The organism is Halorubrum sp. (assembly GCF_046498025.1).
Lineage (GTDB): Archaea > Halobacteriota > Halobacteria > Halobacteriales > Haloferacaceae > Halorubrum.
Genome location: NZ_JAWOBM010000044.1, coordinates 38,801 through 50,806, shown reverse-complemented (window position 1 = coordinate 50,806; position 12,006 = coordinate 38,801). Strand labels below are relative to the sequence as shown.

The 12,006-nt window shown below is 69.8% G+C and carries 11 protein-coding genes and 1 pseudogene; 6 read left to right on the top strand and 6 right to left on the bottom strand.

Features of this window, described 5'->3' with window-relative positions; genetic code table 11:
- Positions 1–102 precede the first annotated feature (102 nt).
- Positions 103–979: pseudogene (locus R6U01_RS09775) on the bottom strand (IS5 family transposase).
- A 376-nt stretch (positions 980–1,355) separates the two neighbouring features.
- On the bottom strand, positions 1,356–1,742 hold the full coding sequence (locus R6U01_RS09770) for a DUF5830 family protein (protein WP_410286267.1): 387 nt from the start codon (positions 1,740–1,742) through the stop codon (positions 1,356–1,358).
- Positions 1,743–1,858: 116 nt separating this feature from the next.
- Between R6U01_RS09770 and R6U01_RS09765 the strand changes: the two genes are divergently transcribed.
- From R6U01_RS09765 to trpG, 6 genes are all read left to right on the top strand, one after another.
- The gene (locus R6U01_RS09765; protein ID WP_410286266.1) at positions 1,859–3,142 is read left to right on the top strand and encodes a tRNA pseudouridine(54/55) synthase Pus10; all 1,284 of its coding nucleotides are present in this window, start codon (positions 1,859–1,861) and stop codon (positions 3,140–3,142) included.
- Between the two features lie 147 nt (positions 3,143–3,289).
- Entirely contained in the window at positions 3,290–3,910 is a 621-nt protein-coding gene (locus R6U01_RS09760; RefSeq protein ID WP_410286265.1) for a universal stress protein, read from the top strand.
- A gap of 214 nt (positions 3,911–4,124) precedes the next feature.
- Positions 4,125–5,174 carry an anthranilate phosphoribosyltransferase gene (gene trpD, locus R6U01_RS09755; protein WP_410286264.1) on the top strand — a complete coding sequence of 350 codons (1,050 nt, stop codon included), beginning with the start codon at positions 4,125–4,127 and terminating at the stop codon, positions 5,172–5,174.
- Positions 5,174–5,818, top strand: a complete 645-nt coding sequence (locus tag R6U01_RS09750) for a phosphoribosylanthranilate isomerase (RefSeq protein WP_410286263.1) — start codon at positions 5,174–5,176, stop codon at positions 5,816–5,818. Before trpD ends, R6U01_RS09750 begins: the two co-directional genes overlap by 1 nt.
- Positions 5,815–7,569, top strand: a complete 1,755-nt coding sequence (gene trpE, locus R6U01_RS09745) for an anthranilate synthase component I (RefSeq protein WP_410286262.1) — start codon at positions 5,815–5,817, stop codon at positions 7,567–7,569. Before R6U01_RS09750 ends, trpE begins: the two co-directional genes overlap by 4 nt.
- Complete coding sequence (gene trpG, locus R6U01_RS09740; RefSeq protein ID WP_410286261.1) at positions 7,566–8,204, top strand: anthranilate synthase component II; 639 nt, start codon at positions 7,566–7,568, stop codon at positions 8,202–8,204. The genes trpE and trpG overlap by 4 nt, the downstream gene beginning before the upstream one ends.
- Positions 8,205–8,237: 33 nt before the next feature.
- On the opposite strand, the gene R6U01_RS09735 is transcribed toward trpG, so the two are convergent.
- The 4 genes from R6U01_RS09735 to R6U01_RS09720 all read right to left on the bottom strand — a co-directional run bounded on the left by R6U01_RS09735 (position 8,238) and on the right by R6U01_RS09720 (position 11,992).
- Entirely contained in the window at positions 8,238–8,903 is a 666-nt protein-coding gene (locus R6U01_RS09735; protein WP_410286260.1) for a molybdenum cofactor biosynthesis protein B, read from the bottom strand.
- Positions 8,904–8,993: 90 nt separating this feature from the next.
- Entirely contained in the window at positions 8,994–9,413 is a 420-nt protein-coding gene (locus R6U01_RS09730) for a hypothetical protein (RefSeq protein WP_410286259.1), read from the bottom strand.
- Positions 9,414–9,510: 97 nt separating this feature from the next.
- Complete coding sequence (locus tag R6U01_RS09725) at positions 9,511–9,726, bottom strand: hypothetical protein (protein WP_410286258.1); 216 nt, start codon at positions 9,724–9,726, stop codon at positions 9,511–9,513.
- An 82-nt stretch (positions 9,727–9,808) separates the two neighbouring features.
- Complete coding sequence (locus R6U01_RS09720; RefSeq protein WP_410286257.1) at positions 9,809–11,992, bottom strand: PAS domain-containing protein; 2,184 nt, start codon at positions 11,990–11,992, stop codon at positions 9,809–9,811.
- Positions 11,993–12,006: the final 14 nt, after the last annotated feature.

Sequence of the window (12,006 nt, the reverse complement as noted above, 5' to 3'; positions counted from 1 at the left end):
ATAAGCAAGCGCATTCTATCGGCTGATTCGGGATTTAGATGGAGAACATAACGCAGTTCCCGCGATGACTACAATCTCTGGGCCTTGTTTAGACGCCAGCGTTCAGCGGTGTGCCCCCTCGATCGCGCGTTCAATGTTTCGCACCGCTGATTTCATGACAAGTTCGCGGAATTGACCGAACCACGTTCTCGCCCACAGCGTCTCACCGTATCGCTGTCGTAAGCCGAAAAACACCGATTCAGCGTCCGAACGCTGGTTATACGCCCGGTCGTGGATGAGTAAGTTTCTCGCCCATCCTCGGAAACCGGGGCCGTGTTGCGGAATCTGCGGTGTGATACTTTCAGCACGCAACTTCGTCCGAAGTGCATCCCAGTCGTATCCTTTATCAGCCGCTACAGCCGTCAGCTCGTCGAGATTCCGCACCAACACCTGCCAGCCGACCTGTATCGTGCGGTTGTTTCATCGAACAGTGTATGTCCAGAATCGAACTCGTTTCACAATCGATGAACAGCGTGGTCTTCACCGACTCAAACGTGTAATCCGTCCGTTTCGCGTAATCCGTCCGTTTCGCGTAATGCTGGCTCGCTTGGACGCGATGCACGCCGGTTGCGTCGATTGCCTGAACATCTCCGAGTTCGTATAGTTCGATCGAACCGTCGAGGGTCGCTCGCCACCGCTTCATCGGAATCGCTTGCTTCCGCGCACAAACGGTTGAGAAGTGAGGGAGTGTCTCGACCCTCAACCCAATCAATTCCACGACTCTCGGCATTTCTCGCAGAATATCCCTCAGCTTCCGGTAATCGTGGTCGAGATACTCTTTGAAGCCTTGTACAGCAAGAATCATCCAGTCGGCATACCCCCCTTTCCGGGGTCGGTATGCTGGAGCTGGCTCGCCAGCGACGGCTTTTTTTGAGAGCGATACAACCATCTTTGCGAAGCGGGAGATCTTGGTTTGCACACCCAATCCATCCCGCTTCACTTCTTAGTAGATTTGGTACTTTTCCGGAGCTACTAGCAAGACGACACTAGTTACACATCATTCAGACTGAGCGACTCTCCTCGTCTAAACAAGGCCCAATCGCTGTATCCAGCGTCCCTGTTCTGTCGGGTACCAAGGGGTTCAACGGAGCCAAATCCTCGTCCTCGGTTCTCCAGCGAACCCCCGCAAAGCCCCAGCCGGCGCGTCGCGCCTCTGGCAGTCGGGCGAAGCCCGACGACCTCGCACGCGCTCTCGCCGGCGGGTCCGCCGCCGGCTGTCAGAGGGACCGAAGGTCCCTCGCCACTCGCGCTCACGGGGCGCTCGCAGGCGCGCGCCACCGCGCGACAAGTTACACGGGCTATCGAGATCGCGGCGTTCACTCGGAGTCGTCGTCCCGTCCGGTCACCTTCCGAATGCAGGAGGAACCGAACGGCCCGAGCTCGCCGGCGTCGAGCTTCACGAAGTGGCCGGTCGTGATACCGGTGCCGCACCGGCGACACTCGAACTCGCCCTCGCGCCGGGTCACCTGACTCTCGTAGTTGACGTAGGTGCCGTTGCGTCGAACCCGGAGACGGGCGTCCTCGCGCTCGATGACGCCGCGCTTCTCGGCGGCGTCGAGGATATCGCGGGTGAGCGACGGGCTCGTCGTCACCGTCTCGATCCGGTCCATCGCGGCCGGCAGCGACAGCTCCTCGCGTTCGAGGTGCGCGAGCAGCTCGACGCCGAGCTCCAGCTTCTCCTCCCGGGACGCCGGCTCGTTCACGCCCGGCGAAACGATTCGGACCCTCTTAAGTCGGCCGGGAGGACCCGGCGGTGAGAGCCCGATCGAAGCGCCCTCGATGTAGTAAGACAGTTACCACGCGGGGCGCTGGAGTCCGTATGGACGTACTGGAGGTCGCGGCGCGGGCGACCGAGACGGGACCGGTTTGTGACCCCTGTCTCGGTCGGCTCGTCGCCGACCGGAGCTTCGGGCTGACGAACGACGAGCGCGGGTCGGCGCTGCGGGTCACGCTCGCGCTACGCGACGACGAGGACCACGAGCCGGTCGACACCGCGGACTGCTGGGTCTGTGAGGGCCGCTGCGCCGAGTTCGACGAGTGGGCCGAGCGCGCCGCCGAGGCGGTCGAGGGGATCGAGTTCGCCACGTACAACGTCGGCACCCGTCCCCCGCCGCTTATCGAGGAGAACGAGGCGCTGCTCCGCGCGGACGCCGGCCTCGACGAGGAGGCGGGCGAGCCGTTCAAATCGGAGTTCAACCGCGAGGTCGGCAAGCGGTTCGGCCGGCTCACGGGCGCGGAGGTCTCCTTCGACCGGCCCGACGTGCAGTTCACGATCGACCTCGCCGAGGACGAGGTCGACGCGAAGGTGAACTCCACGTTCGTGTACGGTCGGTATCGAAAGCTGGAGCGCGACATCCCCCAGACCGAGTGGCCCTGCCGCGAGTGCAAGGGGTCCGGTCGGCAGGGCGCCGACCCCTGCGACCACTGCGGCGGTTCCGGCTACCTCTACGACGACAGCGTCGAGGAGTACACCGCGCCGATCGTCGAGGACGTGATGGACGGGACGGAGGCGACGTTCCACGGCGCGGGCCGCGAGGACGTCGACGCGCTGATGCTCGGCACCGGCCGCCCGTTCGTGATCGAGATCGAGGAGCCGCGCCGCCGCCGCGTCGACGTCGAGCGGCTGGAGGCCGACATCAACGCCTTCGCCGGCGGCGCCGTCGAGGTTGAAGGGCTCCGGCTCGCGAGCTACGACATGGTCGAGCGCGTGAAAGAGCTGGAGGCCGCGAAGCGCTACCGGGCGCGGGTGGAGTTCGACGCCGACGTCGACGCCGACGCCCTCGCGGCCGCGGTCGACGAACTGGAGGGGGCGACCGTCGAGCAGTACACCCCGAATCGGGTGGACCACCGGCGCGCGAGCCTCACCCGCGAGCGCGACGTGTACGAGGCGACCGCCGAGCCGGAGGACCCGCGCCACGCCACCGTCGAGATCCACGGGGCCGGCGGGCTCTACATCAAGGAGCTGATCTCCGGCGACGAGGGGCGGACCGAGCCGAGCCTCGCCGGGCTGCTCGGCGTGGGCGCGACCGTCACCGCGCTCGACGTCGTCGCCGTCGAGGGCGAGGACAAGCCGTTCGAGCGCGAGGAGTTCTTCCGGGACTGACGCGGTGCGTTGCGGGCGCAGGAGTGGCAGACGCGGGAGCGGCGGGTCACCGCAGTCGCGTGGCGTCTGAACCGCCGCGGTAGCGACTCTTCTCACGGAGTGGCCCGGACCAAGGGGATTTATCTGACGTGCGTCTGACGTGGGGGTATGTACGGGAGCGACGCGAACGAGGCGAGCGCCGAGGCGCCGACGGTCGGCGACCGAATCGGCGAACCCGTCATCGCGCCGGCCGTCAGGGAGGCGGCCGCGTCGACGGCGACGGCGGCGCACGCCCGGCTGAAGGGACGCGACCGCGCGGCGCGGCCGGACCGCGTGTCCTCGATCCTCGTGGCCGTGGGCGCCGGTCCCCACACCGGGGCGACCGTCGACGTGGCCCGGGAGATCGCCGATGCGACCGACGCGTGGCTCGAGCTGTTCCACGTCGTCCCCTCCGACGAGGCGCTCGTGGACGGGGACGCGACGGCGGCCGCCGCCGACGATGCCGACGCCAACGAGTACGAAGCGGCCGGCGACCGCCTCCTCTCGGCCGCTCGCGAGCGCCTCGGCGACTTCGATCGGGTCGACCGCTGGCTCGTCGAGGACCGCACCGCCGCGGGCGCGATCGTCGAGCAGTCGCCGTACTACGACCTCGTGGTCGTCGGCGCCCCGACCACCGGTACCGTCGGCCGGTTCGTGTTCGGCTCCACGACCGATACCGTGATCGACGACGCCGAGGTCCCCGTGGTCGTCGTGGAGGCGCAGGGAGAGACGTCGCTCGGCGTCATCTAACCCGCTTCGCGTCGAACGGCTCGCCGCGAGGTCGACCGACTCGCGTAGCGCCGGGTAACCCACACCTGACGCCCCGCGTTATCGGAGCGTCCAGACGGTCAGCGCTGAAGCGACCCGAGAGCCTCCCGTGCGATCGGGTGACACCGCGGCGACAGGGTTAAATCGGTGTACAGACTTGTACATCACAACGCGAAGTAATACATTGGTGAACACTATGGATATCAACGACACGGTCGAGCGCGTGACGGACGGGACGGATCTGACTGTCGAGGAGTCGCGCGAGGCCGCGCGGCTGGTGTTCGAGGAGGCCACCGAGGCGCAGATCGGCGCCCTCCTCGCCGCCCTCCGGGCGAAGGGCGAGACGGAGGCCGAGATCGCCGGCTTCGCGCAGGGGATGCGCGACGCCGCCCGGACGATCGAGCCGGCCCGCGAGCCCCTCGTCGACACCTGCGGAACGGGCGGCGACGACTACGACACGATCAACGTCTCGACGACGGCCGCGATCGTCGCCGCGGGCGCGGGCGTCCCGATCGCCAAGCACGGCAACTACTCCGTCTCCTCCTCGTCGGGCAGCGCCGACGTGCTGGAGGCCGCGGGGGCCGACGTCGAGGCCGAGCCGCCGGCGGTCGAGACCGCGATCGAGGACGACGGGATCGGTTTCATGCTCGCGCCGGTGTTCCACCCGGCGATGAAGGCCGTCATCGGCCCGCGCAAGGAGCTCGGGATGCGGACGATCTTCAACGTGCTCGGCCCGCTCACCAACCCCGCGGGCGCCGACGCCCAAGTGCTCGGCGTGTACGACCCCGAGCTGGTGGGGACGATCGCCCGGTCGCTGGCGCACATGCCCGTCGAACACGCGCTGGTGGTCCACGGCGCGGGCATGGACGAGATCGGAATCCACGACGAGACGGTGGTCGCGGAGGTCGACGGCGACGAGGTGACAGAGTTCACGCTCGCGCCCGAGGACATCGGACTCGACCGCGCCCCGATCGAGGCCGTCGCGGGCGGGACCCCCGAGGAGAACGCGGCCGACCTGCGGGGGATCGTCGACGGCTCCGTCACCGGTCCGAAGCGCGACCTGATCCTCGCAAACGCCGGGGCGGCGATCTACGTCGCCGGCGAGGCCGACACGCTCGCGGCGGGCGTCGAGCGCGCTGCCCAGGCGATCGACTCCGGCGCGGCCGCCGAGAAGTTCGCGGCGCTGTGCGGGGCCGGGGAGGCCCCGAAAACGGAGACCACCGCGGGCCCGGAGGACGACGACTGATGGCCCGGGTGAAGATCTGCGGGCTCACGCGGGGCGCGGACCTCCGAGCCGCGATCGACGCCGGCGCCGACGCGGTCGGCGTGATCTCCGAGGTGCCGGTCGACTCCGACCGCGAGGTCGACCCCGCGACGGCGGCCGAGTTGCTCGCGGACGTTCCGCCGTTCGTCACCGCGACGCTCGTCACCATGCCCGACTCCGCCGAGCGCGCGGTCGAGCTGATCCGGACGATCGGCCCCGACGCGCTCCAGCTCCACGGGGAGTGGACCGCCGACGAGATCCGGTATATCCGGGCCGAGACCGAACGGAAGGTCCTGCTCGCGATCGACGCCGACGACCCGGTCCGCGCCGAGGAGTTCGACGCGGTCGCCGACGCGCTCGTGATCGACTCGACCGACGACTCGGGCGCCGGCGGCACCGGCGAGACCCACGACTGGGCGACGACGGGCGACCTCGCGTCCCGGCTCACGTCGCCGGTCGTGCTCGCGGGCGGCCTCACGGCCGACAACGTCGCCGAGGCGGTCCGCGTCGCCGACCCGTACGCCGTCGACGTCGCCTCCGGCGTCGAGCTGGCCGAGGGGCGGAAGGACCACAACGCGGTGGCCCGCTTCGTCGCCAACGCGGGGCGGGAGGTGGAACTCGTATGAGCCGCGAGGGCCACCCGCTCGACCGCTCGAAGGGCGAGTTCGTTGGGCTCGCCGCCGACGCCGAGCGGCCGGTCGTCGTTCGGGCGGCCGCGACGCTCGACGCCGACGTGACCCCGCTCGCGGCGTACGCGACCCTCGTCGGCGAGGGCCCCTACGGCTTCCTCCTGGAGTCCGGCGAGAAGGTCGCCTCCAGCGACCCGGACGGCGCGTTCACGTCGGGCGGGAAGGCCGACCGGCACGCCCGCTACTCGTTCGTCGGCTACGACCCCGAGGCGATCGTCTCCGTCCACCCCGACCGCACCGACGTGACCCGGCTCGGACCGGCGGCGGAGTTCGTCGGTGACGGGTCGGGCGGTGCGTCGGGGGCCGCGCGCGACCTCGGCCCCGAGGCGGGCGACGCGGTCGACCGGATCCGCGCGGCGTTCCCCGACGTGAGCCTGCGCGGCTTCCCCGACACCGACCGGCAGATCCTCTCGGGCGGGTTCGTCGGCTTCCTCGCGTACGAGGCCGTCTACGACCTCTGGTTAGAGGAGGTGGGCGTCGAGCGCCCCGAGACGGAGTTCCCCGACGCCGAGTTCGCGCTCACGACCCGCACGGTCGTCTTCGACGAGAAGGAGGGGAGCGCCGAGCTCGTCTTCACGCCCGTGATCGGCGTCGACGACGACCCCGCGGCCGTCTACGACGACCTCGTCGCCGAGGCGGAGCGGGTCGGCGCCGAGCTGCGCGAGGCCGCGCCGCCGGAGCCCGACGGGATCCGCGTGGCGTCGGAGTCGGCCGGTCCCCGTGAGGAATACGAGGAGGCGGTCCGGACCGCGAAGCGCTACGTCCTCGACGGCGACATCTACCAGGGCGTGATCTCGCGAAGCCGCGAGCTCCGCGGCGAAGTGGACTCGCTGGGGCTGTACGCGGCGCTGCGCGAGGTGAACCCCTCGCCGTACATGTACGTGCTGCGCCACGACGACCGCAGCATCGTCGGGGCGAGCCCCGAGACCCTCGTCTCGGTGCAGGGCGACCGGATCGTCTCGAACCCGATCGCGGGCACCTGTCCCCGCGGGACCAGCCCGGTCGAGGACCGCCGGCTCGCCGGCGAGATGCTCGCCGACGCCAAGGAGCGCGCCGAGCACACGATGCTCGTCGACCTCGCGCGCAACGACGTCCGGCGCGTCTCGGAGGCGGGGTCGGTCCGCGTCGAGGAGTTCATGAACGTGCTGAAGTACAGCCACGTCCAGCACATCGAGTCGACCGTCACGGGGACGATGGCGGCCGACGCCGACGCCTTCGACGCGACGCGCGCGACGTTCCCCGCCGGCACGCTCACGGGCGCGCCGAAGGTGCGCGCGATGGAGATAATCGAGGAGCTGGAGACCACTCCCCGGGAGGCGTACGGCGGCGGCGTCGGCTACTACGCGTGGACCGGCGACGCCGACTTCGCCATCGTGATCCGGACCGCGACGCTCGACGAGTCGCCGGCCGACGCGCGCGACGCCGACGAGACCGCGGTGACCGTCCGGGCCGGCGCGGGGCTCGTCGCCGACTCCGACCCGGCGGCCGAGTACGAGGAGACCGAACAGAAGATGGACGGCGTGTTGACCGCGATCGACCGGATTCGGGAGGGCGACGACGCGGGCGCCGACGGCACCGGTAGCGACGGCGGCGACGACGCGGGCGCCGACGGCGGCGACGACGCGGGCGCCGACGGCGACGACGCGGGCGACGACCCCCTCCCCGCGGGCACGGAGGCCGACCGATGAAGGTCGTCGTCGTCGACAACTTCGACTCGTTCACGTACAACCTCGTCGAGTACGTCTCCGACCAGACGCTCGACGGCGAGACCGCAGCGGGCGACGAGGGCGACGCCGAGCGCGGCGACCCGGAGCCGATCGACGTGGAAGTGTTTAAGAACACCGCGTCGCTCGCGGAGATCCGGAACGCCGACCCGGACGCGATCCTCATCAGCCCCGGGCCCGGTCACCCGAAGACCGAGCGCGACGTGGGCGTGACGATGGACGTGCTGCGCGACCTCTCGCGGACGGTCCCGACGCTCGGCGTCTGTCTCGGCCTCGAGGCGGCCGTGTACGAGTACGGCGGCGCGGTCGGCCACGCGCCGGAGCCGATCCACGGCAAGGCGTTCCCCGTCGACCACGACGGCGAGGGGGTGTTCGCCGGACTCGCCCAGGGGTTCCGCGCGGGCCGGTACCACTCGCTGGCCGCCACCGAGGTCCCGGACGTCTTCGACGTGACGGCCACGACCGACCACGACGGCGACGAGATCGTGATGGGGATCCGCCACCGCGAACACCCGATCGAGGCCGTGCAGTTCCACCCCGAGAGCGTGTTGACCGCGTCCGGCCACGACCTGATCCGGAACTTCCTCGTCTCCGTTTAACAGGGACTCCGCAGCGATCGCGGCGGCCGGACGCTACTCCGATTCCTCCTCCGTCGCCGACCCCTCCTCCGCCGACCCCTCCTCAGTCGACTCCTGACCGCCGTCGTCGCTGTCTTCCGTTTTCACCTCCTCGCCGGTCTCGTCCACGCCGCGTCCGGCGAGCCCGACGAGGTGGCCGACCTCGGGGAGGACGATCTCGTCGACGCCGAGTCGAACCGCGTTCTCGGAGCCGGGAAGGCAGAAGACGGGCGTCGCGGAGGCGATGCCGGCGGTCGCCCGCGACCCGACGGTCCGCGTGCCGACCTCTTCCTGCGAGAGCCGGCGGAACAGCTCGCCGAAGCCGGGGAGCTTCTTCGAGAAGAGGCGGTCGACCGCTTCCGGCGTCACGTCGTCCGGCGTCACGCCCGTTCCGCCCGTGGTCACGACGACGTCGGTGTCCCTGCGGCGGGCCAGCCGGTCGACGGTCCCCTGCACGCTGTCGTACTCGTCGGGGACCAGCTCGCGCACGGCCACCTCGTGGCCGGCGTCCTCGAACGCGGCGGCGACGTGATCGCCGGAGGGGTCCTCGTCAAGCGACCGCGACGACGACACCGTCACGATCGCGACCGCGACCGACTCGGCGTCGTGGTGGTGATGTTCGTGCCCGTCGTCGTGGTGGTGATGTTCGTGCCCGTCGTCGTGGTCGCCGTCGTCACTCATGGGCCCACGTTTCTCGTCGACGATGAAAACACCTCCCCGACGCGGCGGTCGGTCGGTCCACGCCACCGGCTCCGAACGGTGGGCGCCGGGTTAAGGCCAGTCGTCGCGCGACGGCTCCTCCGACGCGTCCGCCTCGTCCGGCTCGTCGCTCGCGAGGGTCCAGCCGGCGGCCTCCGCCGCGTCCTCGACGTGGAGGAACTCCCAGCCGGTGGCCTCGGCGACCGCCTCGTCGTCGCCGTCGACGCCGACGTACACGTGTCGGTCCGTATCGAACTGGCTAGCGATGTTCTCTAAGCTCTCCTCGACGCCGCGCGGCCCCGAGAAGAAATCCTGACGCACGCGGTGTTTGCGGGTGAAGTTGGTGACCACGTAGGTCGGTTTCTCGCTGACGACGCCGACGTACTCCGTCCACTGCCGGGCGTTGTTGAACACGTCGTTGGGGTCCGCGAGGGCCTTCAGCGCCTCGAGCTCGAACGCGAGCGTCATGTCGGTAGATCCGCCACTGTCCATGGATCTGTGTTCGCGCGGCGAGCGAAAACAACTTCGCTTCCGGGGTGGCGGTCGACTCGGTGGTACCGAACGTCGGCGGGACCGCTCGTCCGGCCGCTCAGCGCGTGCGAACCTGGTAGTAGTCGGTGAACTTCACGAAGTCCCCGTCCTCGAGGCCGTCGATCTCCGGTGCGGTTCGCGGTCGGCCGGCGAGTTCCCTGACGGCGACCTGCGCGTCCTCGTCGAGCTCGTCGTAGTGACGGACACGCGCGCCCGGCGGGATCCAGCCGGTGCGGCGGACGCGAAGTCGTCGTCCCGTTTCTCTGAGTGCCATGTGGTAACACACACCATAATTCATGATAAATGTTACGTCGATTCCGAGCGCGTGAAGAACTTCAGAACGGCCTACAGGTCGGTCACTCCGTCGAACGCGCCAGCGTCACCGTCACGGCGGTGCCGCGAGGGTCCGCCGCCTCGACCGTCGCCGACCCGCCGGACTGCTCGACGACCCAGTAGACGAGCCACAGACCGAGTCCGCTCCCGTGGTACAGCGCGTCCACGGCGCGGCCCGTCTCGAGCACGTCGCGGTTCATGTCGCTCAGCCCGGGGCCGTCGTCGGCGATCCGCACCCTCACCGCGTCCGCGGTCGCCTCGACGTCGACGTCGACGGCCGGTCGGTCCCGGTCGTGGTGGACGACGGCGTTCCGGATCAGCTCCGCCAGCGCGCGGTCCAGCCACGCGGTCGCCGAGGCGACGGCTTCTCCCTCTCCGGGCGTCGACGCCGCGATCCGCGCGTTCGGGAACTCGGCGGCGAGCAACGAGGCGGTCTCGTCGATCGATCGGCCGACGTCGATCCGTTCCACCTCGGGCGCGTCGCTCAAGATCTCGGTGACGTGGTGGGCCTTCTCGCTCGTCGTCAGGAGGTCGTCCGCCCGCGAGACGACGTACGCCGCCAACCTCGCGGCGTCGTCGCGGTCGAAATCGGAGTCGTCGTCTGACGACCCCTCGGCGATCTGCTTCGCGCGGCCCCGGATCACCGTCAGCGCGTTCCGGAGGTTGTGTTGTAACACCCGGTCCACGACGCTGAGCTGGCGCGCCCGGTTCTCGCTGTCGGTCACGTCCCGCAGGACGCCGACCACGCCGTCGACGCCGTCGCCGTCGGGCTCCTCCAGGGGGTAGTACCGGACGTCGAAGGTCCGCGTTCCCCGGACGGGGTGCGTCCGTTTCGTCCGGTACTCCACGGGCCGGCCCCGGAGCGCGCGAGCGACGTGACGGTCCACCTCGGGGTACCGCTCGTCGTCGACGACGTCGGCGAGCGAGAGGTCGCGCACGTCCTCCGCCTCGATCCCGTGATACGCCCGGTACTGAGGGTTCGCGAACAGGAACCGGCCGTCGCGGTCGACCGCGGCGATGAGGTCGGTCGCGCCGTTGACGGCGCGCTCGTAGCGCTCGAGCTCCGCCTCGCGGCGCTTCATCTCGGTCACGTTCCGGCAGATCGCGAGCGTCCCGGCCAGCTCGCCGTCGGCGTCGTAGTAGGGGTACCGCCGCGTGTCGAACGACGCCGCGCGGTCGCTGCGCTCGAACGTCGGCGTGACCTCGTATTCGGCCGGCTCCTCCGTTCGCATCACCTCCCGCCGGTGAGCGGCGATTTCGGCCGCCGTCTCGGGGTCCATGAACGCGAACTCGTCGGTGCCGTACAGCTCCTCCGCGGGCACGCCGGCGAACTCGGTCACCGCCTCGTTACAGAGCTCGAACTCCCCGTCGCGGTTCTGGACGAGGATCGGGTCGGCGAGCGCCTCGACGGCGTCGCGGTACTGTTTCAGCCGCCTCGTTGCCTCCCGCTTCTCCGTCACGTCGGTCTGGATCGCGACGAACCGGGAGACGTCGCCCTCCTCGTCGAACACCGGCGCGATCGTCTGGTGGGCGTGGTACAGCTCGCCGTCGCGGCGTCGGTCGACGAGCTCCTCTTTCCAGACGTCGCCGGACTCGATCGTCTCCCACAGCGCCGCGAAGTACTCGTCGGGCATCTCACCGGCGTTGAGTATCGCCGGCGTCTCGCCTATCGCGTCGGCGGGTTCGTACCCCGTGCTGTCGGTGAACGCCGGATTGACGTACTCGATCGTCCCGTCCGCGTCGGTGATGTAGATGGCGTGGCCGGCGTGCTCGACGGCGTTCCGAAAGGTCCGCAGGTCGCGCGCGGCCGCCTCCTCGACCCCGCCCCGGAACACGCCCGTGTAGACCGACTCGTCCGACGACCGGTGTTCGTGGAACCGAACCGAGAAGGAAACCGTTCGGCCGTCGGCGTGCCGCAGGGGGCAGGCGAAGCCGTCGGGGTCGCACAGCTCCGCGGCGCCGGACAGTCGACGCGAGAGCGCGTGGGCGCGCTCGGCGGAGCGCTCCGCCGGGATCAGCTCCGCGAGCCGTCTGTCGCGAAGCGCCGCGGGGTCGTAGCCGAGGGCCGGCTCGACCGCCGGGTTCGCGTAGACGACGACGCCGTCGGCGTCGAGGGAGACGACCGGGTCCGAGCACCCCGCCACGAACGAGGCGAAGAAGTCGTCTCCGGGCGGCGACGAGCGGTCGACAGACGGTTCGTGAGACATCGATGGCGCGAGGA

Bases quoted from the DNA above. Each gene is read 5' to 3' on its own strand.
- trpD (WP_410286264.1), top strand. From the start codon at position 4,125: ATGGATATCAACGACACGGTCGAGCGCGTGACGGACGGGACGGATCTG.
- R6U01_RS09765 (WP_410286266.1), top strand. From the start codon at position 1,859: ATGGACGTACTGGAGGTCGCGGCGCGGGCGACCGAGACGGGACCGGTT.
- R6U01_RS09730 (WP_410286259.1), bottom strand. From the start codon at position 9,413: ATGGACAGTGGCGGATCTACCGACATGACGCTCGCGTTCGAGCTCGAG.
- R6U01_RS09750 (WP_410286263.1), top strand. From the start codon at position 5,174: ATGGCCCGGGTGAAGATCTGCGGGCTCACGCGGGGCGCGGACCTCCGA.
- trpE (WP_410286262.1), top strand. From the start codon at position 5,815: ATGAGCCGCGAGGGCCACCCGCTCGACCGCTCGAAGGGCGAGTTCGTT.
- R6U01_RS09760 (WP_410286265.1), top strand. From the start codon at position 3,290: ATGTACGGGAGCGACGCGAACGAGGCGAGCGCCGAGGCGCCGACGGTC.
- R6U01_RS09720 (WP_410286257.1), bottom strand. From the start codon at position 11,992: ATGTCTCACGAACCGTCTGTCGACCGCTCGTCGCCGCCCGGAGACGAC.
- trpG (WP_410286261.1), top strand. From the start codon at position 7,566: ATGAAGGTCGTCGTCGTCGACAACTTCGACTCGTTCACGTACAACCTC.
- R6U01_RS09725 (WP_410286258.1), bottom strand. From the start codon at position 9,726: ATGGCACTCAGAGAAACGGGACGACGACTTCGCGTCCGCCGCACCGGC.
- R6U01_RS09735 (WP_410286260.1), bottom strand. From the start codon at position 8,903: ATGAGTGACGACGGCGACCACGACGACGGGCACGAACATCACCACCAC.